Here is a 24,065-nt window from a genome sequence, read left to right on the forward strand (position 1 = left end):
AGAAAAAAAATATACATACAGCAAATTTTTGAAATTAAAAGCTCGATTTATCTCGCTTTATGATGGATTCCTGCTTTCGCAGGAATGACATCGAACACTTTTCTCGAGCCATACAACAACGCCTCTAAAAGCAAGAATAACATTAAGTATATTCCTTGATGAATTTCTCTAGTAATCTCACGCCGTACCCCACAGCTCCCTTAGGACCAAGCGCTGAAGCTTTATTACTATTTGCAACGCCTGCTATATCTAAATGAGCCCAATCTACTCCCTCTATAATGAAGCGCTTAATGAAATGAGCAGCCGTAGAGCTTCCGGCAACTCCTGGTACGTTACCGATATTTGCCATATCAGCTATGTCGGAGTTAATCATTGCATCATACTCATCATGAAGCGGCATTCTCCAAAGTTTTTCATTAACTTCTTCCCCTGCTTTTATTAACTTATCAGCTAACTCATCGTTATTGGCAAAACAACCGGCATATGTGCTACCTAGTGCCACAGTTATTGCTCCTGTTAGAGTTGCAACATCAATCACACATTTAGGCTTAAATTTTTCTTGTGCATACCAAACAGCATCAGCAAGTACTAAACGCCCTTCTGCGTCGGTATTTAAAACTTCAGCAGTTTGCCCTGACATAGTAGTTACGACGTCCCCAGGACGCTGTGCATTACCGGACGGCATATTTTCGACAATCCCTACAACACCAACTATATTTACAGGTAATTTTTGACCGGCGACCGCAATCATGGCGCCCACAACTGCTGCAGAACCTCCCATATCATATCTCATTAAATGCATATTACTTGATGGTTTTAAGGAAATACCGCCTGTATCAAAAATCACTCCTTTACCGACCAAAGCAATAGTAGGAGCATTTTTACTGCCACCTTTATACTCCATAACCACTAATTTTGACTCATTTTGTGAACCTTGTCCAACACCAAGTAATGCTCCCATACCAAGATTTTTCATCTCACGTTCACCGATAACGTCGACATCTACTCCGAGTGGCTCAAATATATCAACTATTCTTTCGGCATAGACTTGTGGAGTTTTAATATTTGACGGTTCATTACATATATCTCTTGTAAAAAATACTGCCTCAGCAATTAATTTTTTGACTTCAAATAACTTTATTGCTTCCGAATTATTGTCAGTAAAAATTTCAATTGATTCTACTGCGAACTTCTCTGTTTCTTTTAAAGTAGTTCTATATTTATCAAATCTGTAAGAAGCGAGAAACACACCGCTAGCAATTAAAGATACAAATGTTTGGGATGTAAATTTGCTTATTCTATTTATAATCTTTAAGTCAATAGTAGAAATTTTGCTACTGGTTGCATGCCGTAAGATTTTGCCCCCTAACTCTTCGATTTTTGCTTCAGTTAATTTTTCTTCATTCCCAAGACCCGCTATTATCAAATATTTAATCTCGCCTGATTTAATAACGGACGGAATAACCTTGATCTGTCCATATTTACCGGTAAATTGCAGTTTATTCTTAATAGTTTTAGAAATTAATCCGTGATGTTGTTGATCAAGTGTTATTAAATTACTATCAAGCTTTAACTGTTCATCAATAAAAACTACTAGACCTTGATTAGTAGATGATTCTTCATTCACAAAATTTATATTAAGCATACTTATTCCTTATATTACTTTTGACTTTGGATAATTCTATTTATCTTGCTAAAACTTTGCAAGTATTATAATTGATTTAAAACAAAATCCCATTAAATAATAGTTGATAAATGTTAATGTTTTTTATATTTTGCTGTCGAATTAGTTAAATTTAAGTAATCATATGCTAATACATGACATCACTCCTTACTTGATTAAACAGAAATACACAATGATTAAAACATCATGTGAATTAAACTGTGATATGGACGAGGTTTATAGTCTCGCGCCTCATCCAATACGCTATACTTACCTTAATTATTTAAAGCTATTATCTCTACCTATATCACTAGCATTTTATGTAACAAAGCTTTGTCTTTCAGCTAATTCGGTATGGACATGGATCGGGGTTAATATTTAATATAAGAAGATTGATCAAGCAATAGCCAAAAATATTACATGGCTTACCTGATGAGATAGAAACAGATCAAAATATACCTAAAATTGTTGAATATGTATTTAAACAATATGAAGAAACCCCTACATTAGCACCTATTATTGAACCTACATTTATACAAAAATTTTTAGCAAAGGCTGGTAAATATATTCCTGCTTTTTCTAAAATAGCAAAATTTTGGAATGAAGGAGGAGTAAACTATTCTGACGAAATACAAACAAAACGAGAATTAATTGATGTTATTTATAAACAAATTGTTTCTAAAGCTTATGAGGTAGGTAAAAAAGAAGGGGAACTTGAAATAACAGATGTGAAAGCACTCTTCCCAAAAATAAATTTGAAAAAGAGGTCAAAGCTGAATCAGAAAATCTTGAGATAGATAAAGCAGAAATAAATAGTAAAGAATCTTTAATTTGTAAATTACCTGTTGATCAAAAACGTGAAGAAATTAAGATTACTAATAATAATATTAACCCTGTCGTAAACTTACTCATGTTAAAAGCTTTACATGATGAAATTTGTCAAGAAGTACAAAAAGTCTATATTGAGGATTATTTGGCAGAATGGCGAATACGTAATCATCAAGAAATACTTGAAAACTTCCGATATGAAGATTCTTTAGCAAGATTACAATTATACGGTAATTATAATTATGAGAGCAATAACACTAATACCTGTGAACAACTGGTATCTTATTTAGGTCAAAACTATGAGCCTTTAATAGCACCAATCGTTTGTTATTAACTGCTTTTACTATAATTCGTTCGATGTCATTTCCGCGAAAGCTGGAATCCAGGGTAAAGCGAGATAAATCGAGCTTTTAAAAAATCTTAATTTCAAAGGTTTTTTGCTTTTCAAATTAAGCTCTAAAATGGCTTTAAAGTAATGGACTCCCGCCTTTAGCTAGAAATGACATCGAAAAAAATTGTCCGGTACTATAGTCATTCCTGCGAAAGCAGGAATAACACACTAAACATTCGTAACATCAGTTTAGGATAAGATTAAAATCTTATTCTTTGTCAGATTTATACATTCTCTTCATCAAGCTTTGCGGCTGCTTTACGCATTTTATCCATAAAGTAACCGGTTCCGGCAGGTACTAATCGTCCAACTATTACGTTTTCTTTTAGCCCTCGTAACTTATCTACTTTGCCGGCAATAGCCGCTTCAGTTAAAACTCTAGTAGTCTCTTGGAATGATGCCGCAGAGATAAATGATCTAGTTTGCAGAGAAGCTTTAGTAATACCTTGTAATATTAATTGGGCTTCAGCAGGTTTTAAACCATTTTTAATAGCTCTTTCATTTATCTCCTCGAATTCATGTCTATCTATTTTTTCACCTGCTAATAAGGTAGTTCCGCCTGAATCTGTAATCTCTACTTTTTGTAACATCTGACGAATAATAACTTCTATATGCTTATCATCAATCTTTACACCTTGTAGACGATAAACGGCTTGAATCTCTTTAACAATATAATTTGCAAGAACCTCTACACCCATTACTTTTAAAATGTCTTGAAGTACCGGATTACCGTCAATCAATAAATCACCTTTTTTGACGAAATCACCTTCATTGACTACAACATGCTTGCCTTTTGGTACCATATACTCAATAGACATTGTTTCATCAATCGGATGTATAATAATACGTCTCTTAGATTTATAGTCTTTACCGAATTCTACTCTACCGTCAATCTCAGCAATAACTGCATGATCTTTAGGGCGTCTTGCTTCTACAAGCTCAGCAACCCTCGGTAAACCACCGGTAATATCTTTAGTAGTAGTCGATTCTTTCGGTATACGTGCAATAATATCACCTACCGATATTTGCACTCCGTCCTCTACACTTAAAACTGCTCCAACCGGCAAGTAATACCTAGCTTCTAAACCGTTTGATAAGGTAATGACTTCACCTTTAGAATCTAAAAGCTGTATACGAGGGCGTAATTCTGCACCGCGTGAATATTGCTTTGATTCAATAATAACTTTACTTGGTATTCCGGTAGCTTCGTCAGTTACGTCACGAATAGAAATACCGTCAACCATATCTTTGAATAAAACTTTACCTGATTTCTCGGTAATAATAGGTATAGTGTAGGGATCCCACTCCGCTAGTTTTTGAGTTTTAGTCACCATATCACCGTCATCAACAAGTAATCTAGCTCCGTATGGAATTTTATGACGAGCTTTTTCGTTACCATTATTGTCAAGCAGCAATAATTCACAATTTCGACTCATAACAATTTTGCGTTCTTCGGAATTAATAACAACGTTACGGCTTATGATCTTAACTTTTGCATCGTATGAAGCTTCTACGGAAGAAACCTCAGCACCTTTTGTTACCGCTCCCCCGATATGGAAAGTTCTCATGGTTAACTGCGTACCAGGTTCACCGATAGATTGAGCAGCAATAACCCCGATTGCTTCACCCTCCGACACCAACGTGCCGGTAGCAAGATCTCTACCGTAACATATGCTACATATACCGATAGTACTTTCACAAGTTAATACAGATTTAATCATAATTCTATCTAAGCCCGCGGATTCAATCTGCTCTAGCTTAGCTTCATTAATTAACTCGCCTTTATTGAGGATTAGATCATTAGTTACCGGATGAAATATATCGATAGCAGCAGTACGACCTAGAATCTTTTCAGCTAAAGGTACTATAATTTCACCACCTTCAATAGCGCTTTTAACTTCAATTCCTTTATCTGTTCCACAATCTCTTTCAGTAATAATACAATCCTGTGCAACATCTACTAATTTTCTTGTTAAGTAGCCTGAACTTGCAGTTTTTAAAGCCGTATCTATTTGCCCTTTACGCATTCCGTTAGCAGAATTGAAGCACTCAAATTCAGTTAATCCCTCTTTAAAGTTAGATTTAATAGGGGTAGGTATAATCTGCCCGTTTGACTTGGTCATAAGACCACGCATACCACCAAGCTGCTTAATTTGTTGGAAAGAACCCCTTGCACCTGAAATAGCCATCATATATATGGCATTTATTTTCTGATGATTCGGATCATCATTAATCGGTGGCGTAGCAATCTCTTTCATCATGTCGTTTGCTACTCTATCGGTACATCTTGACCAAGCATCAACTACTTTATTATATTTTTCACCGTAAGTAATTAAACCGTTTGAATATTGTTGTTCAAATTCTTTTATTTCAAGTTGAGTTTCATTGATATGAGTACTCTTAGATTCCGGCACTACCATATCGTCCATTCCAAAAGAAATGCCTGAGGAACAAGCATATTTAAAACCTAATTTCATTAACTGATCAGCAAAAATCACAGTAGCTTTTTGACCGCAGTGACGATAAACTAAATCTATAACTAATGATATGTCTTTTTTAGTTAGTTGTTTATTTATAAATTTAAATTCTATATTAGGATTAGAAGGCAATAACTCGCCAACTATTAATCTACCGTAAGTAGTATCAATGATAACAGGAACCATTTTACCTTCAGCATTTAGCTGATTTCTACGATATTTTATCTTTGTATGGATAGTTATAAATTTATTATATAGAGCATGCTCCATCTCAGCTAGGTCCGCGAATATCATCCCTTCGCCTACTTCATTATTAAATGCAAGGGTTAGATAATATAAACCAAGTACTATATCTTTATCCGGTACAATAATAGGACGTCCGTTAGCAGGGCTTAAGATATTATTTGTAGACATCATAAATACCCTAGCTTCAAGCTGCGCTTCAATCGATAATGGAATATGTACCGCCATCTGATCACCGTCAAAATCCGCATTAAACGCAGCACAAACAAGTGGGTGAAGCTGAATCGCTTTACCTTCAATTAATAAAGGTTCAAATGCTTGAATACCAAGCCTATGTAACGTTGGGGCTCTATTAAGTAAAACCGGATGCTCTCTTATCACTTCTTCAAGCACATCCCAAACTTCAGGTTTTTCAGCTTCCACCATTCTTTTAGCAGCTTTAATAGTTGTAGCGATACCGTATAATTCAAGCTTAGAGTAAATAAACGGCTTAAATAGCTCTAACGCCATTTTTTTAGGTAAGCCGCACTGGTGAAGCTTAAGCTCAGGTCCTACTACGATAACCGAACGTCCTGAGTAATCAACCCTCTTACCAAGCAGGTTCTGACGAAAACGACCCTGCTTACCTTTAAGCATGTCACTTAATGATTTAAATGGACGCTTATTAGCATTTTTTGCTGCTCTGCCGCGGCGGCCATTATCAAATAATGCATCCACCGCTTCTTGTAACATTCTTTTTTCGTTCCTTACTATTATATCAGGCGCTTTTGACTCTATTAATTTCTTTAAACGATTATTTCTATTAATTACTCTTCTATAAAGTTCATTTAAATCTGAAGTAGCAAATCTTCCACCATCAAGCATAACAAGCGGTCTAATTTCAGGAGGAATCACAGGTAAAACATCCATAATCATCCATTCCGGCTTATTTTCCGACTCTAAAAAATCCTCTACTAATTTTAAACGCTTTACTAACTTTTTCTTTTTGACCTCTGAAGAAGTGGTTTGTAATTCTTCGTATAATTCTTGCTTTAACTTTAAAAAATCAAGTTCTTTTAGCATTTGTTGTATTACTTCTGCACCAATAGACGCAGTAAACGCATCTTCACCATACTTATCTTTTGCTTTCTGTAATTCTTCCTCTGTTAGGAGTTCGCCTTTTTGTAAAATCGATAACCCTGGGTCAACTACTACATAATTTTCAAAATAAAGAATCTTTTCTACATCTCGCATCGTCATATCAAGAATCGTACTAATTCTTGAAGGCAGTGACTTTAAAAACCAAATATGAGCAACGGGGGCTGCAAGTTCAATATGCCCCATTCTTTCACGTCTTACTCTAGAAACCGTAACTTCAACACCACATTTCTCACAAGTAATACCACGGTTTTTCATCCGCTTATATTTACCGCAAAGACATTCGTAATCTTTTACCGGACCGAAAATTCTTGCACAAAATAAACCGTCTTTTTCAGGTTTAAAAGTTCGATAGTTAATTGTTTCAGGTTTTGTTACTTCACCGAAAGACCACGAACGTACTTGATCGGGACTTGCTATATTAATCCTTATCTGATCAAATTGTTGAGTATTACTTAATTGTCCGTAAAAATTTACTACACTCATAAATACTTTTCCTTAAAAATTACTCGTACTCTAAAAATGTCACCACGTGACTTATTCAGCCTTGTTGCATGCCTCGTTTATGTCATTCCCGCGAAGGCGGGAATCCAGCCATTAAAAGGTACTGCGAAGGTCAATTTCAAAAAGAGCAAGGGTCTGCAAGGCGAGGAGCGGAGCGTATACTTAATACGTGAGTACCGCAGAACTTGCTAGACGACGTAGCCAATTTTTGAAATTCACCAAGCATACATTTAACTCGAAGTCACTTCAAGTTTTACGTTAAGACATAAAGATCTAAACTCTTTTATCATAACATTAAATGACTCAGGAATACCTGATTCAAAATTATTTTCACCGCGCACTATAGAATCATAAGTTTTAATTCTACCGTTTACGTCATCTGACTTAACCGTTAACATCTCTTGTAAAGTATAAGCTGCACCGTAAGCTTGCAGAGCCCAGCATTCCATTTCCCCAAAACGCTGTCCACCAAAATGAGATTTACCTCCAAGCGGTTGCTGTGTTACTAAGCTATAAGGTCCTATAGAACGGGAGTGAATTTTATTATCGACTAAATGATGCAATTTCAGCAAATATTTCTGTCCGACGGTTACTAGACGATCAAAATATTCACCAGTTCTACCGTCAATTAATTTTACTTGTCCTGAAGGATCTTGACCGGCAAGTTTTAGCATATCTTTAACATCCTGAACTTTTGCTCCGTCAAATACAGGAGTTGCAAAATGTACGCCTTTATCTACTTTCTTACAGAAAGAGATAATCTCCTCTTCTGATCTTTCAAGTATAGGATTAATATCTTCCCCGTACAGCTCAATTAAGAACTTCTTAATCTGCTCAATACCGATCTGTTTATTTTGATATTCCTTGACTAATTCGGATATTTTTTTTGCTAAATTTATTGATGCCCACCCAAGATGTGTTTCTAAAATCTGTCCTATATTCATACGGGACGGAAGGCCAAGGGGGTTAAGAATGATATCTACTACTCTTCCATTTTCTAAAAATGGCATATCTTCTTCAGGCAAGATACGTGAAATAACACCTTTATTTCCGTGTCTTCCTGCCATTTTATCACCTGGTTGTAATTTATGCTTAGTTGCGATAAATACTTTTACTACTTTTAAAGCTCCCTGAGGTAAATCATCACCACTTTGCAATTTCTCTACCTTAGTGGCGAATCTTTTATCGAGAGTATATTTTTTCTCATCATAATGAGTCTTAACCCGCTCTATTTCATTCATTACATTTGCATCTTCCACAGTAAACTGCCAAAATTGCCCTTTAGATAAACCTTTCAGCGTTTCGTTAGTAATTGTTTGTCCGACTTTTACTTGCTTAGGACCGTTAATAATCACTTGCCCTACTAAAAGTTTTTCAAGCCAACTAAACACAAAATGTTCAATAATTTCTAATTCATCCTCTCTGTCTTTTGCTAATTTTTCAATTTGCTGTTTTTCAATAGCAATAGCTCGCTGGTCTTTTTCTACACCTCTACGAGAAAATACCCTTACTTCTACCACAGTTCCGCTAACTCCAGAAGGCACATGCAAAGATGAATCTTTCACGTCAAAAGCTTTTTCTCCAAAAATAGCACGCAATAATTTTTCTTCAGGAGTAATAGGTGACTCGCTTTTCGGCGTTACTTTTCCGACTAAAATATCGCCGGCTTTTACTTCTGCACCTACATAAATTATTCCGACCTCATCAAGATGACGCAACGCTTCTTCACTTACATTCGGTATATCACGAGTAATTTCTTCAGGACCAAGACGTGTATCTCTAGCTATTACTTCAAACTCTTCAATATGAATAGATGTAAATACATCTTCTTTTACTATACGCTCGGATATTAAAATTGAATCTTCAAAATTATAACCATTCCAAGGTAAGAAAGCCACAAGCACGTTTCTACCTAAAGCAATTTCACCGTTGTCCGTACTAGGACCGTCAGCTATAATATCGTTTTTCTTAACGTAATGACCAACCTTAACTAAAGGTTTTTGATTTATACAAGTATTATGATTAGATTTTTGGAATTTTAATAAATTATAAATATCAACCGAAGGAGAACCGTCAACTTTTTGTTCTAGAGTTCTAATTACGATTCTATTTGAATCTATTTGCTCAACAATACCGTCATGTAACGCAAGTACCGATGCTCCGGAATCTTTAGCTACCACCCCTTCAACTCCGGTACCTACAAAAGGTGCATCCGTTTTAATTAAGGGAACTGCCTGTCTTTGCATGTTTGAGCCCATCAAAGCACGGTTAGCATCATCATTTTCTAAGAAAGGTATTAGAGAAGCCGCAACCGATACTACCTGCATAGGGGTTACATCAATGAAGTCCACCTCATGCGGCTCTGCCATTACAAAATTACCACCTTCAACTCGGCAATTAATAAACTCCCCTTGTAATACTCCATCTTTGTCAATTTTAGAGTTTGCTTGTCCGATTTTGTATCTACCTTCTTCAATAGCAGAAAGATATACCACTTCATCAGTTACACGCCCATCCTTAACTTTTCTATATGGACTCTCTATAAAACCGTGTTTATTTATCCTAGCATAAGTAGCCATAGAGTTAATTAACCCGATATTCTGACCTTCAGGTGTTTCAATAGGACAAATACGACCATAGTGAGTCGGGTGTACGTCACGCACCTCAAAACCTGCTCGATCTCGACTAAGACCTCCCGGACCGAGGGCCGATAACCTTCTTTTATGAGTTATTTCTGATAATGGATTTGTTTGATCCATAAACTGCGATAATTGCGAAGTACTAAAAAATTCTTTTACTACCGAAACTAAAATTTTAGAATTTACTAAATCATGAGGCATTACGGTATCAACATCACCTGCCGACATCCTTTCAATTACGGATTTTTCCATTCGGACTAAACCTATTCTAAATTGATTTTCTATCAATTCACCTACCGATCTAACCCTTCTATTACCTAAATGATCAATATCATCTATGATACCTTTACCGTCTTTAAGCTCTACTAAAACTCTTACGATATTTTTAATATCATCAATTGTTAAAACTGTAACTTCTTCAGAAATATTCAGCTCTAACCTAGGATTCATTTTTATTCGCCCGACTTCCGAAAGATCATATCTTTCTGCATCAAAAAATAAATTATAAAACAGACTTTCGGCTGCTTCAATATTAGCAGGTTCGCCTGGTCTTAGAACTCTGAAAATGTCGCATAATGCTGCCTCGCGGTCCTGGTTTTTATCAGCAAATAAGGTGTTTCTTATATATGGACCAGATTGAGGATTGATCACTAATACGTTAACATTTTTAATTTTAAGATCATTAATAACATTTAGCATATCAGCAGTAATCATTTCGCCGATTTTTGCTAATATTTCATCACTTGCAGGATCTCTTAAATCTTCGGATAGATATTTGCCGATTAAAGTTTCATGAGCTACTAAAATATTATTAAGCCCTTCTCCAAAATATTTTTTAGCCAAACGTGTGGTAATTTTTTGCCCTGCTTTCAGTAAAATATTTCCGGTATCTGCATCTACTAAATCACTTGTTAAACGATGAGCACTAATATGCTGAGGTATAAATTTAACCGCCCACCCTTTATTTTTAACAAGCTTATAAGTTACTGAATTATAGTAAAATTTTATAATTTCTTCAGTACCCATACCTATAGCTCTAAGCAAAGTAGTAGCATAAAGCTTTCTTTTTCTATCAATTCTGAAATAAATAACATCCTTAGCGTCAAACTCTAAATCAAGCCAAGACCCTCTATATGGAATAACACGAGCAGAATATAAAAGTTTGCCAGAAGAGTGGACTTTTCCTTCATCATGATAAAAGAATACACCTGGTGAGCGATGCATTTGTGATACAACTACTCTTTCCGTACCGTTGATAATAAAAGTACCGTTTTTAGTCATTAATGGGATATCACCCATATATACTTCTTGCTCTTTAATACCTTTAATTTCTCTAGTACCGGTATCCTCATCCATATCCCAAATACTTAATCTTAAGGTAACTTTAAGGGGGGCGGCATAACTTAAACTTCTGTGACTACACTCTTCTACATCATATTTTGGAGTATCGAATTCATATTTTACAAATTCTAAATTAGCAATATTAGAGGAATCTGAAATAGGAAAAATTGAGTTTAATATAGATTGTAAACCTTTGTTTTTTCTTTCAGAATCTTTAATATTTAGTTGTAGAAAGTTTTTTTCATATGAATTTTTTTGAATTTCAATCAAATTCGGTATATCTGCTACTAAATTTATGTGACCGAAATTTTTTCTTATTCTTCTATTATGTGACAAGGGTTGTGCTTCTATATTATCCCTTAATGAAACCATATAATCTCCTGACTGATAAAATTACTGCCCGTATTGAAATGACTAGGTTCTGTATATAAAATTTAAATTATTTATATTTTAAGCAATAAAGCTCTTATTGGAATAGATACCTATGTCAATAAGATGCTTATAATTTACAGTAAAAAACTAAACTATACTGTTTTAAATTTTTTTTGCATAGAACCTAAATTAAAGAAACCTAGTAAGCTTCTTGTTTATAGTCAATTGATTTGAACTTGGCTCTTCGTTGTTCATCGGCTTGCCTATTATAGGCTTCGCTTCTCACACCTGTCACCAAATTCAAATGAATTAACTACAGACCTTGTATAGGCTCTGTGAACATTTCTAAAAAGATTTAATTTTGGCTATTTTTTTGCTACAAAAAATTATAAGAAAAATAGGTAGCTATTTCTTTAAAAATCTTATTAATTTTTACTTAAAATATCTAATAATAACAAATTAATTAGAAATGTTCACAGAACCTAGGAAATTTCAATAATTTAAATTTCTAGACGTATGGTACGTTAATAAAATTATTTTAATTAATAAGACTTTTAGTGAATAGCTTTATTCTATTTCAAAAAAATAACTTAAATTAGCTTTAAAATAATTTTTAAACAAAAAAGCCTTGTTCAAATTTAATCGCTAAAATAAGGCTTTTTAGATTTTAAGAAGTTAATTTAAAGCTATAAAATTTTTATCTGTGATGCAAAAAACATTAGGTTCTGTAAAGAGAAATTAATCTATATTTAGTTCTTTTTAATTACAAATTATAAGTTTTTTGGAACAGAGATAACTATCCCAGCAAGAATCTTATTAATTTTTACTTAAAAATACAAATAATTTAACTTTTCTTTACAGAACCTAATGCAAAAATAATTATTTTAATTCAACTTTTGCTCCGGCAACTTCTAACTTACCTTTGATTTCTTCTGCTTCTGCTTTTTTCACATTGCTTTTAATCGGCTTTGGAGCTTCATCAACTAATTTCTTAGCTTCAATTAAACCAAGACCTGTGATATCTTTTACAACTTTAATTACTTCAACTTTCTTGTCACCTACAGCCGCTAAAACTACTTCAAATTCGGTTTTTTCAGCAGCTGCTTCAGCCGCAGGAGCCGCATGAGTCGCTGCTACTGCTACAGGTGCTACTGCAGATACATCCCATTTTTCTTCTAGCATTTTCACAAGCTCAGCTGCTTGCATTAATGTTAATGATGATAATTGTTCTTCAATTTTAGCTAAATCTGCCATAATTTTTTCCTTTTTACTTTTTTATATTAAGTTAATTTTTACTAGCATGCGCTTGTATTACTCTCGCCATACTCGAAGACGGGGCTTGTAAAACACCTACAACCTTAGTAGCCGGTGCTTGTAATAACCAAACAATTTTACCTCTAAGCTCGTTAAGTGAAGGTAGCTTAGAAAGTTCTTTTATTGAATGCTCATCTAACACGTGATTATCGACTATTCCACCAATAATCTTAAGATTATCATTAGCCTTAGCAAAATTAACTACTAATTTTGCCATCTCAACCGGTTCTTTAGAATAAGCAATAGCAGTAGGACCTGCAAATAAATTAGCAATATTATCAAGCCCTGTTTGATTTGCAGCTATTTTTGCTAAAGTATTTTTAACTACTTTAAAACCTGCTTCTTTAGACTTAAGTAATTCTCTAAGCGAACTCACTTGACTAACGGTTAACCCGTGATAATGAGTAATAATTACAGATGGCGATTCTTTATAAATATTTACAATCTCCTTTACTGCTACTGGTTTTTCTGATCTTAACACCTTTTAATTCTCCTTTTATAACCAGTTTAATATATTAAAACTGATACAAATGCTTAAAATAATAAAACTTTTTTATTATTAGTATACTATCGTTAAACGACTATAAAAATTATGCTATACTAGTTAAATCTATTTGTACCGATACTCCCATAGTAGAAGATAAATACATTGCTTTTAAATAACTTCCTTTTAATCCGACAGGTTTTGCTTTAACTACTGCTTCAATAAACGTATTTAAATTTTTTAATAAATCTTGGTCTGGGAAAGATAATTTTCCAAGCCCTGCATGAATTATACCTGCTTTCTCTGCTCTATATTCTACCTGACCGCTTTTAGCATTTTTAATAGCATTTTTAATATCTAAAGTTACGGTACCAAGTTTAGGGTTAGGCATTAAACCTTTTGGCCCTAAAATTCTTGCAACTGAACCTATAGCTACCATCATATCAGGAGTGGCTATACATACATCAAAATTAATTTTTCCTATTTTAATTTCATCAATGATATTTGTCGAACCTACTAAATCTGCTCCAGCACTTTTAGCCTCTTCTTCTCTTTCTTCTTTACAAATAACGGCAACTCTTACGGTTTTGCCTGTACCGGCAGGTAAATTAACTACACCGCGTACCATTTGATCAGAATGCCTAGGATCAATTCCAAGCTTCATAACTATTTCTAAGGTTGGATCAAATTTAACATATGATGCTGATTTTAATCGCTCAATTGCATTTGTTAAATTATATAAAGCATCTGATTTTACTTTTTCTCTAGCTTCTCTTATTCTTTTACCGCCGCTAATTTTTACAGCAACATCTTTCTTATTTGACATAATAATTAATTTCCTACCACTTCAAGTCCCATAGATGCAGCACTACCACAAATAATTTTTGTTGCTGCTTCAATATTTTTTGTATTTAAATCAGGTATTTTTAACTTTGCAATTTCACGGCAATCATCCATAGTAACTTTACCTACTACGGCTTCTTTTTTAGTCGCACTAGAACCTTTAGTAATTTTAGCATACTTCTTTAAAAAGTAAGATGCCGGCGGGGTTTTTATTTTAAAAGAAAAGCTACTATCTTCATAAACAGTAATTACAGTGGGCAAAGGCACTCCTTTTTCCATACTACTCGTACTATTATTAAACTCATCACAAAATGTTTTAATATTAACTTTTCTTTGTCCAAGTGCCGGTCCTATAGGAGGAGCGGGAGTAGCTCCGCCAGCCGGAATGATTAAATTAATATAACCTTTTATTGCTTTCTGCGACATTTATAAATATCCTTATTTCTCTTAGAATTAATATTACTTTATAACACTCTTACGTAGAGGTAATTTATACACCGTACTTTGCTAATATTAGCTTAAAATAAAAAATAATTAAGTAAAAATGATAGCTTGGACGGTTGTTTTATACTATCATTTTAAAGTTTTAATCATTTTTCTTTACTTGATTAAAATTTAGTTCTATTGGGGTTGCTTTACCAAATATTGAAACTGAAACTTTTAATCTATTTTTTTCTTGATCTATTTCCTCTACCGTACCAATAAAAGTTTCAAAAGGACCATCTGTAACAGTCACTATTTCACCAACTTCATACAATTTAGAATTTTTTGCTTCTTTAGCTTCTGCTTCCAAATTATTAAAAATATTTTGTATTTCGCTTTCTGTAAGAGCTTTTGGTGTGGTTTTGCTTCCTAAAAAGCCGGTTACTCCAGGTATATTTTTTACCAAATGCCAGGATTTATCAGTCATATTCATCTTTATCAAGATATAACTCGGCATTAGTTTTTTTTCTACCTTGACATTTTTACCTCGTTTAACTTCAGAAACTCCAAAAACTGGTATTAATATATCTTCAAAAAAATCCACCATCTTCTGCTTAGCGATTTTTCTAAGCATATCTTCTTTTATGCGTTTCTCTACTCCTGATGCCGTATGTACTACATACCACTGCTTTACACTTTTTTCAGAAGGAGGCAATATATTATCTATACTCTGTTCTGTCACAATTTATTCCTTATACTACTTGCCAATATTAAGCAAAAGCTGCATTATATTATGTATACTATAATCAAGCACCAAACAAATTAAACTAAAAATAAAAACTGCTACCACCACTACTAATGTTGAAGCAACAAGCTCTTTTCTAGTTGGCCAAACTACCTTATGAGTTTCTTGTTTAACTTGTTCAAAAAACTTATAAATTTTATATTCTTTAAACATACTTTTGTTAGGTGATTTTATTAGACTTCTTATAAAATTCTACTTCTAAAGGTAATTGGGATAATGATCCAGCGCTCCAATTCTCACGTACTAGTGAAGTGGAGCATCACTTTCAAATTCCTCTCTTTATGAGCGAATTTTGTAAAAGTCCATATTTTATAGCAAAAAAGCTCTAAATCTATAATGGCAGGAGCGACAGGCATCGAACCCGCAACCTCCGGTTTTGGAGACCGGCGCTCTACCAATTGAGCTACACTCCTATCATATTTTTAATAAAAAATCAATAAGTTTATTAAAAATATTTGTTATTATTAAAAAATTACTATAATAATCGGTACTTCTAATTTTTAAGCTATCACTGTAAAACAACATTTATCTTTGCAAGACGTGACATTAATTATATCTAATTAGGCCCCTAAATTATTTTTTAGTTTTAATAATATCAGCTACCTGACTCGGTACTTGATCATAGTGAGAAAATGTCATACTAAACTGAGATCTACCTTGAGATAAAGACCTAAGCGTATTAACATAACCAAACATTTCCGCTAAAGGAACATTTGCGGTAACTACCTGAGCATTTCCTCTTGGATCCATACTTTGGATTTGCCCTCTACGACTATTTAAATCGCCTATAATATCACCCATATATTCATCAGGAGTGATAACTTCAACTTTCATAATCGGCTCAAGTAATTTAGGATTACCTTTCGGCATCCCTTCTCTAAATGCTGCCTTTGCAGCAATTTCAAACGCAAGTACACTAGAATCCACATCATGGAAAGTTCCATCAATCAAAGTAGCTTTAAAGTCAATCATAGGGTATCCGGCAATGACACCGGTTTCTCTAATATTATTCAATCCTTTTTCAACACCCGGAATATATTCTTTAGGTACTGATCCGCCGACAATTTTACTTTCAAAAACAAAAGTTTTGTTTTTATCTTCATCCTTTAGATCTTTCACATCTTTTAGAGGTTCAAAAATAATTTTTACACGCGCAAATTGCCCTGCACCACCGGATTGTTTCTTATGAGTATAATCGATTTCACAAGACTTAGTTATAGTCTCACGATATGCTACTTGAGGAGCTCCGATATTTGCTTCAACCTTAAACTCTCTTCTCATACGATCAATGATAATTTCTAAGTGGAGTTCCCCCATTCCTTTTATCACTGTTTGTCCTGTTTCATGATCTGTTGAAACTCTAAATGACGGATCTTCTGCTGCTAAGCGAGAAAGTGCTAAGCCCATTTTTTCTTGATCAGCTGTTGATTTAGGCTCTACCGCAAGCTCAATAACCGGTTCCGGAAATTCCATTCTTTCCAAGATTACTTGCTTGTCAGCATCAGATAACGTATCACCCGTAGTAGTATCTTTAAGCCCTGCTAACGCTACTATATCACCTGCCGACGCTTCTTTTACGTCTTCACGGTTATTAGCATGCATTAATAGCATTCTGCCGATTTTTTCTCTTTTATTCTTTACGGTATTAATAACAGTTGTTCCTGAAGCAATTTTACCTGAATATATTCTAATAAAAGTTAATGAACCGACAAACGGGTCATTCATAATTTTAAATGCTAAAGCTGAGAAAGGCTCAGTTACTGAAATGGGAAAATCTTTTTCTTCACCGATATTTACTTCCATACCTTTCACTATACCTATATCAATAGGCGAAGGTAGAAAATCTACTACGGCATCAAGTAAGGGTTGTACTCCTTTATTTTTAAAAGCACTACCGCATAAAATCGGATAAAAAGCTGCTGAAATAGTACCTTTTCTGATTAATCTTTTAATCTCTTCTTCTGTTACTTCTTCACCAGATAAATATTTTTCCATGATAGTGTCATCTAACTCAACAACCATATCAAGTAATTTAGCACGATATTCTTCAGCTTTATCTTTCATATCAGAAGGTATATCTTCTTCAAAATACTCAGCTCCGAGTGATTCATCTTTCCAAATCACCGCTTTCATCTTAACAATATCAATTATACCTTTAAAATTCTCTTCAATTCCTACAGGTAACTGAATAACAACCGGTTTTGCTCCTAAACGATCTTTGATCATTTCAACGCATCTATAAAAATCCGCTCCCATTCTGTCCATTTTATTAACAAAACACATTCTAGGAACGTTATATTTATCTGCTTGTCTCCAAACCGTTTCTGACTGCGGTTCAACGCCTGCCACGCCGTCAAATACTGCAACTGCACCGTCAAGAACGCGAAGCGAGCGCTCTACTTCGATAGTAAAGTCGACGTGTCCGGGAGTATCGATAATATTGATTATCTTATCTTTCCATCTACAGGTAGTAGCAGCCGAAGTAATGGTTATACCACGCTCCTGCTCCTGTTCCATCCAGTCCATGGTAGCACCACCCTCATGAACTTCACCTATTTTATGTGATTTACCGGTATAATATAAAATACGTTCGGTAGTTGTAGTCTTACCGGCATCGATGTGGGCGCATATACCTATATTACGAATATGCTCAAGTTTGTTTATTTTACTCATATTACCCTACCTTATTTCATTTTTTTAGGGCTAAAATGAGAGAAGGCTTTGTTAGCTTCAGCCATTTTATGAGTATCTTCTTTCTTCTTAATGGCGACGCCTCTGTTATTAGAAGCTTCAAACAACTCTTCAGCAAGTTTATCAATCATCATTTTTTCAGAACGTTTTGACGCAGCATTAATAATCCAACGGCTAGCAAGAGCATATCCCCTTCTTTCATCAACATGAGTCGGAACTTGATAATTAGCTCCACCCACTCTAACCGAAGTTACTTCTAAATGCGGCTTTACGTTATGCATAGCATTATTAAAGGTTTGATACGGATCAACTCTATGCTTCTTTTCAATTTTATTAAAAGCTGAATAGACAATTTTCTCTGCAAGAACTTTCTTCCCTTCTTTCATAATATTATTGATAAATCTTGACAGCAAAGTGCTGTTATATTTCATATCAGGTAAAATTACTCGCTTTTCCGCGGCATGACGACGTGACATTTTATTTTTTCTCTCTAACTAATAATTTATTTTTTTGTAACTGCAACTTGTTTACGGGGAGCGCCATAACGTGAACGACCTTGCTTACGTCCTTTAACTCCAGCAATATCATAAGCACCGAGTACAATATGATACTTCACCCCTGGAAGATCAGGAACTTGGCCACCTCTTACTAACACCCTGTCATGCTCCTTTACACTATGCTTTTCACCAGGAATATATGCATTTACTGTTCTTTTATTACTTAAACGCACCGTTGCAATCTTACGAAGTGCAGAGTTAGGCTTTTTAGGGGTAACGGTTTTTACAACTAAGCAAACACCACTTTTAAAAGGATTAGCCTCTAGGGCAGGAGATTTGGTCTTACGAGTTTTTGACTTTCTTCCAAAACGTACTAATTGATTATATGTCGGCATTAAAATGAACACTCCAAAAAAACTTATATATACGAAAATTAAAGGGTAGAAAATGTTTCTACCCTTTAATTTTAAATTATTTGTAAATTACACTAAATTTAAATTATAATTACTTTTTCCATAAAAGCAAGTATGTTTTAATTAACAATCATTTTTTTTCAATTATTTTTGCTATAAAGCTGATTAACATAACTAAAATATAATAACAGCAAGCAGCAATAAACATTGGAAAAAAGTAATTATATGTTTCAATTGATACAACTTGTGCTCTACGCATTAAATCCATTTCACCAAGCATAGAAATAATAGCTGATTCTTTAATTAAATTTACAAGCTCATTTACTAATGAGGGAAAAATATTTTTAACTGCTTGCGGTAAAATTATATCTTTCATTATTAAAAATCTTGGAATAGCAAGAGCCTCGGCTGCCTCAAACTGACCTTTATCGATTGCATTAATCCCCGCCCTGATTACTTCGGAAACATATGCGCCTGAATTAAGAGAAAAGGAAATGGCCCCTGCCATAAACACGCTAAACTTAATACCTATTATATAAGGCGATGCAAAATAAATAATACTTAACTGAATTAATAAAGGTGTTCCTCTAAAAATAGAAGTATACAAATCAGCAAAAAATCTTATACCACGATTCTTACTTACCTTGCAAATTGCCAGTAACATCCCTATCACTAAACCAAATATAACGGCAATAACGCTATATTTTAAAGTAACTAAAGTCCCCTCTACAATGAAAAGGATTTTAGGATAGAATTTTATTAAATATTCAAACATATTTTATATATTTTTTTCTTGTCATACCGCGACTTGACCGCGGTATCCAGTAAAAGCATCAAACACTATCAGTTATTTTTTGGACCCCGTGGTTCAAGCCACGGAGTGACTAGAAATAATTTTAATACGCTCTCTTAGCCGGCGGAACTGCTTTCACTTCATCGGTTAGAGTTGTTAAAGTAACAGGTTTATAATCAAGCATGACTTTATCAGTTTCATCGATAGAGCTAAGAGTATGTTTCATCCAATCTCCATCGTTACGATCAGGATAATCTTCCCTAGCATGGGCTCCTCTACTTTCTTTTCTTGCAGCTGCCGAATATACCGTTACTAAAGCCTGATCAAGAAGATTATCTAGCTCTAGGCTTTCCACTAAATCACTATTCCAAATCAAGGATTTATCATTAATTTTTATATCTTTATAACCACTTCTTATCTCGCTAATCATTTCTACTCCTTCATCTAGTACCTCTTGAGTTCTGAATACCGAAGCATGACTTTGCATAGTTCTTTGCATTTTAAGTCTTAAGTCTGCAACTAAAATATTACCGCTGCTATAACGAACTTTATCAAACCTATTTATAACTTTTTCAAGACTTTCTTCTTTTAACGGCTTATGGGGGCTTGCGGGGCTAATAAGCTCGGCTGCTTTTAATGCAGAGCTTCTACCGAATACTACTAAATCAAGTAAAGAGTTTGACCCTAAACGATTAGCACCGTGTACCGATACACAAGCAGCTTCACCGATTGCCATAAGCCCCTTTACTACGCTATTATGATTTGCACCGTCTTTAATAATGACTTGACCGCGATAATTCGTCGGTATCCCGCCCATATTATAATGGACCGTAGGAAGTACCGGTATCGGCTCTTTAGTGACATCCACACCGGCAAAAATTTTAGCAGTCTCGGAGATACCGGGCAAACGACTATGTAGAATCTCAGGCGATAAATGATTTAAATGCAAAAATACATAGTCTTTATTCTCACCGACTCCTCGCCCTTCTCTGATTTCTATGGTCATTGCTCTTGAAACTACGTCTCTTGAAGCTAAATCCTTTGCAGCAGGAGCGTAACGTTCCATAAAACGCTCACCGTTTGCATTAACGAGATACCCCCCTTCACCTCTTGCTCCCTCGGTGATAAGACAACCGGCCGAATATATACCGGTCGGATGAAACTGCACAAACTCCATATCTTGCAGCGGCAGACCGGCTCTAATTGCCATGCCGCCCCCATCACCTGTACAAGTATGTGCAGAAGTAGCCGAAAAATAAGCACGCCCGTATCCACCCGTTGCAAGCACTACATTATGAGCTCTAAAACAATGCAGGCTACCATCGTCTAAATTCCACGCAACTACACCTCTACATTCACCATCTTCCATCAATAAATCAATAGCAAAATATTCAACAAAAAACTGTACTTTATGCTTCAATGATTGCTGATATAAAGTATGAAGTATGGCATGCCCCGTACGATCTGCCGCAGCACATGTACGCTGGGCTGCTTTTCCTTTACCATACTCTGTCGTCATACCACCAAAAGGACGCTGATAAATCTTTCCCTCTTCGGTTCTTGAGAAAGGTACGCCGTAATGTTCTAGCTCTAAAATCGCATCGGGAGCGTTCTTACACATATATTCGATGGCATCTTGATCACCTAGCCAGTCTGAGCCTTTTACCGTATCATACATATGCCAACGCCAATCATCTTCTCCCATATTTCCAAGGGCTGCGCTGATTCCACCCTGAGCAGCAACAGTATGACTACGAGTCGGAAACAACTTAGTTATACAAGCGGTATTTAGCCCTTCTTTGGCCATACCGAATGCAGAACGAAGACCCGCTCCACCGGCACCTACGACAACAATGTCAAATTTATGATGAATGATATTATATGCTTTGGTCATTAAGTTAATTTTTTACTATTTAATTTCATTCGATGTTGTTGCTACGAACGTTGCTTATGTCATTCCTGCGAAAGCAGGAATCCAGCATAAAGCGAAATAAATCGAGCTTTTAATTTCAAAAATTTGCTGTATTTATAATTTTTTTCTGGATTCCTGCTTTCGCAGGAATGGCATAAAAAACACACAAGATTACCCCCTATAAAACATCGCTACTACAAAAGCTACAATAGTCACAATGCAAAATAATTGCACTATTATAATCAATGTATTACGTAATTTGTGACAATTTATATAATCCTCAATCACTACACGCATACCAAGCATCGCATGATACAATGAAATAGCCACCGTAATTAACAATGCTACTGTATTAAAAGGCTTTTTGAGCTCCCACATAATGATATTTATATCATTGTTTTTGTTGGTTAACGTAAAATATATTAACCACACAGAGCATAAAGCTAATATAATACCCGTTATTCTTTGTAACAGCCAGTGATGAGAACCGCTTTTAGCGGTTCCCTGCCCCTTTGCTTTTACGATTTCTGCTTTAAAATCATATACCATTAATTTTCTCTAAACACATTTTTTCTGTTATGCTGTCATATCGCGACTTGATCGCGGTATCCAAAAAAACTTATTATTAATAAAGCATAATTTATTTTAGAATATCTTCATACAAACCATGCCAACTTGGATTACTAGGGTTAATTAAATCTAATTTCCACTTCCTCTTGTATACCTTTAAACGCTTTTCACACCCAATTGCAAGATTAGCATTATTAAATTGTTCAAAATAAACTAGTTTATCTATATCGTATTTTGTAGTAAAATCTTTTCTTATCTTATACTTATGTTGCCAAGTACGTTTTATAATATCTGAAGTAACGCCTACATTATAGAGTACCGTTACATTTATTAAAAAGTATATAAACATAATATTCTTTCATTTTATTAAGTTATGAATTATTTTTTGGATCCCGCGATCAAGTCGCGGGATGACAATAGAAAAACCAATATCTTTACAATATTTTCATATCCATAGCAATATAGTTAATAATATAGAGCATACAACTACACACCAACCGGTGATATTAACGACTTTTATAAAAAAACCGTAACCGATATCCCAAAATAAATGCCTGATGCCGTTACATAAATGATAAAACCAAGTGTAGCTAACGGCTACTAAGCATATTTTTATAATGCAACAATTAGCAAGCTGTAAATAATTATTGTCATATTTACTAAGAATCAACCACCAAGTCAAGATTGACACCGCAAAAAATAAAGCTACACCGGTCATACGATGCAAAATCGATAACGTAGAACTTATTTGTGGTTTGTATATGCTTAAGTGTGGCGAGGTCGGACGCCTATTATAAATTTCTTGTTTGGTTTTAGTCATGCTATTAATATTTTCCGTTGTCATCTCGTGGCTGGTCCTAGCTCGTTTATATCATTCCCGCGTAGGCAGGAATCCAACGTAAAGCGAGATAAATCGAGCTCTTTAAAAAAGCTTTAAGGCACTGGATTCCCACCTACGCGGGAATGACAAAATCCCTCAGCCGGCGATAAATCATCCGCCACTGCTCTTCTATCATCAAAGACAAAACACTCGCCTTGCCATAAATTATTCTTGTTTTGTGTATCTTCTAAATATTGCAATATACCACCTTTTAGATGATACACCTCTTCATAACCTATGCTTTTAAGTAAGCTGGTGGATTTTTCACACCTGATACCACCCGTACAAACCATAGCAATTTTCTTACCTCTAAGTAATTCTTGATTCTGCTGAACCCAAGCCGGAAACTGTTTAAATGTCTTGGTATTAGGATTAATTGCTGATTTAAATGTACCGACTTCTACTTCATAATCATTTCGAGTATCTATTACTATAACATTTTGTTTTGTGATAAATTCATCCCAATCTTTCGGCTCTATGTATTCGCCTTTAAACACATCAACATTTAAATCATCAACATTCATCGCTACAATTTCTCTCTTAAGTCTGACTTTTAACTTATAAAAAGGATGAACATCACTATAATTTATTTTAACGTTAACATCTTTGGGATTAGTTAGTTTTATTAGTTCTTCGAGTACAAGATTTACATTTTCATATAAGCCTGAAAAAGAACCGTTAAAACCTTCATTAGCTAATAAAATAGTACCTCTGACATATTTTTTTTTACCAATAAGCAAAATCTTCGGTATCAAATTCGTCGGCTCTTCTATATTAACAAAGCTATATGCACTTAAAATTGCTATTTTTTCACTCATAATTATTTTGGTATTATTATTGTTAAC

Annotated in this window: 18 protein-coding genes, 1 tRNA gene and 1 pseudogene; 1 reads left to right on the forward strand and 19 read right to left on the reverse strand. The window is 34.6% G+C overall.

Annotation, left to right across the window (positions count from 1 at the left end; translation table 11 throughout):
- Positions 1–142: 142 nt before the first annotated feature.
- A complete protein-coding gene (locus AAGD46_RS07165; protein ID WP_341787103.1) occupies positions 143–1,645 on the reverse strand; it encodes a leucyl aminopeptidase in 1,503 nt (500 codons plus the stop codon).
- A 163-nt stretch (positions 1,646–1,808) separates the two neighbouring features.
- Between AAGD46_RS07165 and AAGD46_RS07170 the strand changes: the two are divergent.
- A pseudogene (locus tag AAGD46_RS07170) lies at positions 1,809–2,825 on the forward strand (DNA-binding protein).
- A 281-nt stretch (positions 2,826–3,106) separates the two neighbouring features.
- Here the strand turns inward: AAGD46_RS07170 and rpoC are convergent.
- The 18 genes from rpoC to AAGD46_RS07260 form a co-directional block, all read right to left on the reverse strand.
- The gene (gene rpoC, locus AAGD46_RS07175; RefSeq protein ID WP_341787104.1) at positions 3,107–7,225 is read right to left on the reverse strand and encodes a DNA-directed RNA polymerase subunit beta'; all 4,119 of its coding nucleotides are present in this window, start codon (positions 7,223–7,225) and stop codon (positions 3,107–3,109) included.
- Positions 7,226–7,473: 248 nt separating this feature from the next.
- Positions 7,474–11,595 carry a DNA-directed RNA polymerase subunit beta gene (gene rpoB / locus AAGD46_RS07180; protein WP_341787105.1) on the reverse strand — a complete coding sequence of 1,374 codons (4,122 nt, stop codon included), beginning with the start codon at positions 11,593–11,595 and terminating at the stop codon, positions 7,474–7,476.
- Positions 11,596–12,474: 879 nt separating this feature from the next.
- Complete coding sequence (rplL, locus tag AAGD46_RS07185; protein WP_341787106.1) at positions 12,475–12,849, reverse strand: 50S ribosomal protein L7/L12; 375 nt, start codon at positions 12,847–12,849, stop codon at positions 12,475–12,477.
- Between the two features lie 31 nt (positions 12,850–12,880).
- The gene (gene rplJ, locus AAGD46_RS07190; protein ID WP_341787107.1) at positions 12,881–13,390 is read right to left on the reverse strand and encodes a 50S ribosomal protein L10; all 510 of its coding nucleotides are present in this window, start codon (positions 13,388–13,390) and stop codon (positions 12,881–12,883) included.
- A 109-nt stretch (positions 13,391–13,499) separates the two neighbouring features.
- A complete protein-coding gene (rplA, locus tag AAGD46_RS07195) occupies positions 13,500–14,219 on the reverse strand; it encodes a 50S ribosomal protein L1 (RefSeq protein WP_341787108.1) in 720 nt (239 codons plus the stop codon).
- A gap of 5 nt (positions 14,220–14,224) precedes the next feature.
- Complete coding sequence (gene rplK / locus AAGD46_RS07200) at positions 14,225–14,662, reverse strand: 50S ribosomal protein L11 (RefSeq protein WP_341787109.1); 438 nt, start codon at positions 14,660–14,662, stop codon at positions 14,225–14,227.
- 160 nt (positions 14,663–14,822) lie between these two features.
- Positions 14,823–15,401: a transcription termination/antitermination protein NusG gene (gene nusG, locus AAGD46_RS07205; RefSeq protein ID WP_341787110.1), complete on the reverse strand. Its 579-nt coding sequence runs from the start codon at positions 15,399–15,401 to the stop codon at positions 14,823–14,825.
- Between the two features lie 15 nt (positions 15,402–15,416).
- Complete coding sequence (secE, locus tag AAGD46_RS07210; RefSeq protein WP_341787111.1) at positions 15,417–15,617, reverse strand: preprotein translocase subunit SecE; 201 nt, start codon at positions 15,615–15,617, stop codon at positions 15,417–15,419.
- Between the two features lie 184 nt (positions 15,618–15,801).
- Positions 15,802–15,877: transfer RNA gene (locus AAGD46_RS07215), tRNA-Trp, on the reverse strand.
- Positions 15,878–16,037: 160 nt separating this feature from the next.
- Positions 16,038–18,137, reverse strand: a complete 2,100-nt coding sequence (fusA, locus tag AAGD46_RS07220; protein ID WP_341787112.1) for an elongation factor G — start codon at positions 18,135–18,137, stop codon at positions 16,038–16,040.
- 11 nt (positions 18,138–18,148) lie between these two features.
- On the reverse strand, positions 18,149–18,631 hold the full coding sequence (gene rpsG / locus AAGD46_RS07225) for a 30S ribosomal protein S7 (RefSeq protein ID WP_341787113.1): 483 nt from the start codon (positions 18,629–18,631) through the stop codon (positions 18,149–18,151).
- 26 nt (positions 18,632–18,657) lie between these two features.
- A complete protein-coding gene (gene rpsL / locus AAGD46_RS07230) occupies positions 18,658–19,047 on the reverse strand; it encodes a 30S ribosomal protein S12 (protein ID WP_341787114.1) in 390 nt (129 codons plus the stop codon).
- Between the two features lie 148 nt (positions 19,048–19,195).
- Complete coding sequence (locus tag AAGD46_RS07235) at positions 19,196–19,840, reverse strand: amino acid ABC transporter permease (RefSeq protein WP_341787115.1); 645 nt, start codon at positions 19,838–19,840, stop codon at positions 19,196–19,198.
- Between the two features lie 121 nt (positions 19,841–19,961).
- Positions 19,962–21,752 carry a succinate dehydrogenase flavoprotein subunit gene (gene sdhA, locus AAGD46_RS07240; RefSeq protein ID WP_341787116.1) on the reverse strand — a complete coding sequence of 597 codons (1,791 nt, stop codon included), beginning with the start codon at positions 21,750–21,752 and terminating at the stop codon, positions 19,962–19,964.
- A gap of 189 nt (positions 21,753–21,941) precedes the next feature.
- Positions 21,942–22,319, reverse strand: coding sequence for a succinate dehydrogenase, hydrophobic membrane anchor protein (gene sdhD / locus AAGD46_RS07245; RefSeq protein ID WP_341787117.1), 378 nt, complete (start codon positions 22,317–22,319; stop codon positions 21,942–21,944).
- 91 nt (positions 22,320–22,410) lie between these two features.
- Entirely contained in the window at positions 22,411–22,689 is a 279-nt protein-coding gene (locus AAGD46_RS07250; protein WP_341787118.1) for a GIY-YIG nuclease family protein, read from the reverse strand.
- A 96-nt stretch (positions 22,690–22,785) separates the two neighbouring features.
- On the reverse strand, positions 22,786–23,160 hold the full coding sequence (sdhC, locus tag AAGD46_RS07255; RefSeq protein WP_341787938.1) for a succinate dehydrogenase, cytochrome b556 subunit: 375 nt from the start codon (positions 23,158–23,160) through the stop codon (positions 22,786–22,788).
- 113 nt (positions 23,161–23,273) lie between these two features.
- Positions 23,274–24,038 carry a rhodanese domain-containing protein gene (locus AAGD46_RS07260; RefSeq protein WP_341787939.1) on the reverse strand — a complete coding sequence of 255 codons (765 nt, stop codon included), beginning with the start codon at positions 24,036–24,038 and terminating at the stop codon, positions 23,274–23,276.
- Between the last annotated feature and the right edge of the window lie 27 nt (positions 24,039–24,065).

Origin of the sequence: Rickettsia endosymbiont of Cantharis rufa (assembly GCF_964026445.1) — a bacterium.
Lineage (GTDB): Bacteria > Pseudomonadota > Alphaproteobacteria > Rickettsiales > Rickettsiaceae > Rickettsia.

Coding starts and splice junctions, on each gene's coding strand:
- rplK (WP_341787109.1), bottom strand. CDS start 14,662: ATGTCGCAGAAAGCAATAAAAGGTTATATTAATTTAATCATTCCGGCT.
- fusA (WP_341787112.1), bottom strand. CDS start 18,137: ATGAGTAAAATAAACAAACTTGAGCATATTCGTAATATAGGTATATGC.
- rplL (WP_341787106.1), bottom strand. CDS start 12,849: ATGGCAGATTTAGCTAAAATTGAAGAACAATTATCATCATTAACATTA.
- rpoB (WP_341787105.1), bottom strand. CDS start 11,595: ATGGTTTCATTAAGGGATAATATAGAAGCACAACCCTTGTCACATAAT.
- sdhC (WP_341787938.1), bottom strand. CDS start 23,160: ATGACTAAAACCAAACAAGAAATTTATAATAGGCGTCCGACCTCGCCA.
- sdhA (WP_341787116.1), bottom strand. CDS start 21,752: ATGACCAAAGCATATAATATCATTCATCATAAATTTGACATTGTTGTC.
- AAGD46_RS07260 (WP_341787939.1), bottom strand. CDS start 24,038: ATGAGTGAAAAAATAGCAATTTTAAGTGCATATAGCTTTGTTAATATA.
- rpoC (WP_341787104.1), bottom strand. CDS start 7,225: ATGAGTGTAGTAAATTTTTACGGACAATTAAGTAATACTCAACAATTT.
- rplA (WP_341787108.1), bottom strand. CDS start 14,219: ATGTCAAATAAGAAAGATGTTGCTGTAAAAATTAGCGGCGGTAAAAGA.
- AAGD46_RS07165 (WP_341787103.1), bottom strand. CDS start 1,645: ATGCTTAATATAAATTTTGTGAATGAAGAATCATCTACTAATCAAGGT.
- AAGD46_RS07235 (WP_341787115.1), bottom strand. CDS start 19,840: ATGTTTGAATATTTAATAAAATTCTATCCTAAAATCCTTTTCATTGTA.
- rpsL (WP_341787114.1), bottom strand. CDS start 19,047: ATGCCGACATATAATCAATTAGTACGTTTTGGAAGAAAGTCAAAAACT.
- secE (WP_341787111.1), bottom strand. CDS start 15,617: ATGTTTAAAGAATATAAAATTTATAAGTTTTTTGAACAAGTTAAACAA.
- sdhD (WP_341787117.1), bottom strand. CDS start 22,319: ATGGTATATGATTTTAAAGCAGAAATCGTAAAAGCAAAGGGGCAGGGA.
- AAGD46_RS07250 (WP_341787118.1), bottom strand. CDS start 22,689: ATGTTTATATACTTTTTAATAAATGTAACGGTACTCTATAATGTAGGC.
- rpsG (WP_341787113.1), bottom strand. CDS start 18,631: ATGTCACGTCGTCATGCCGCGGAAAAGCGAGTAATTTTACCTGATATG.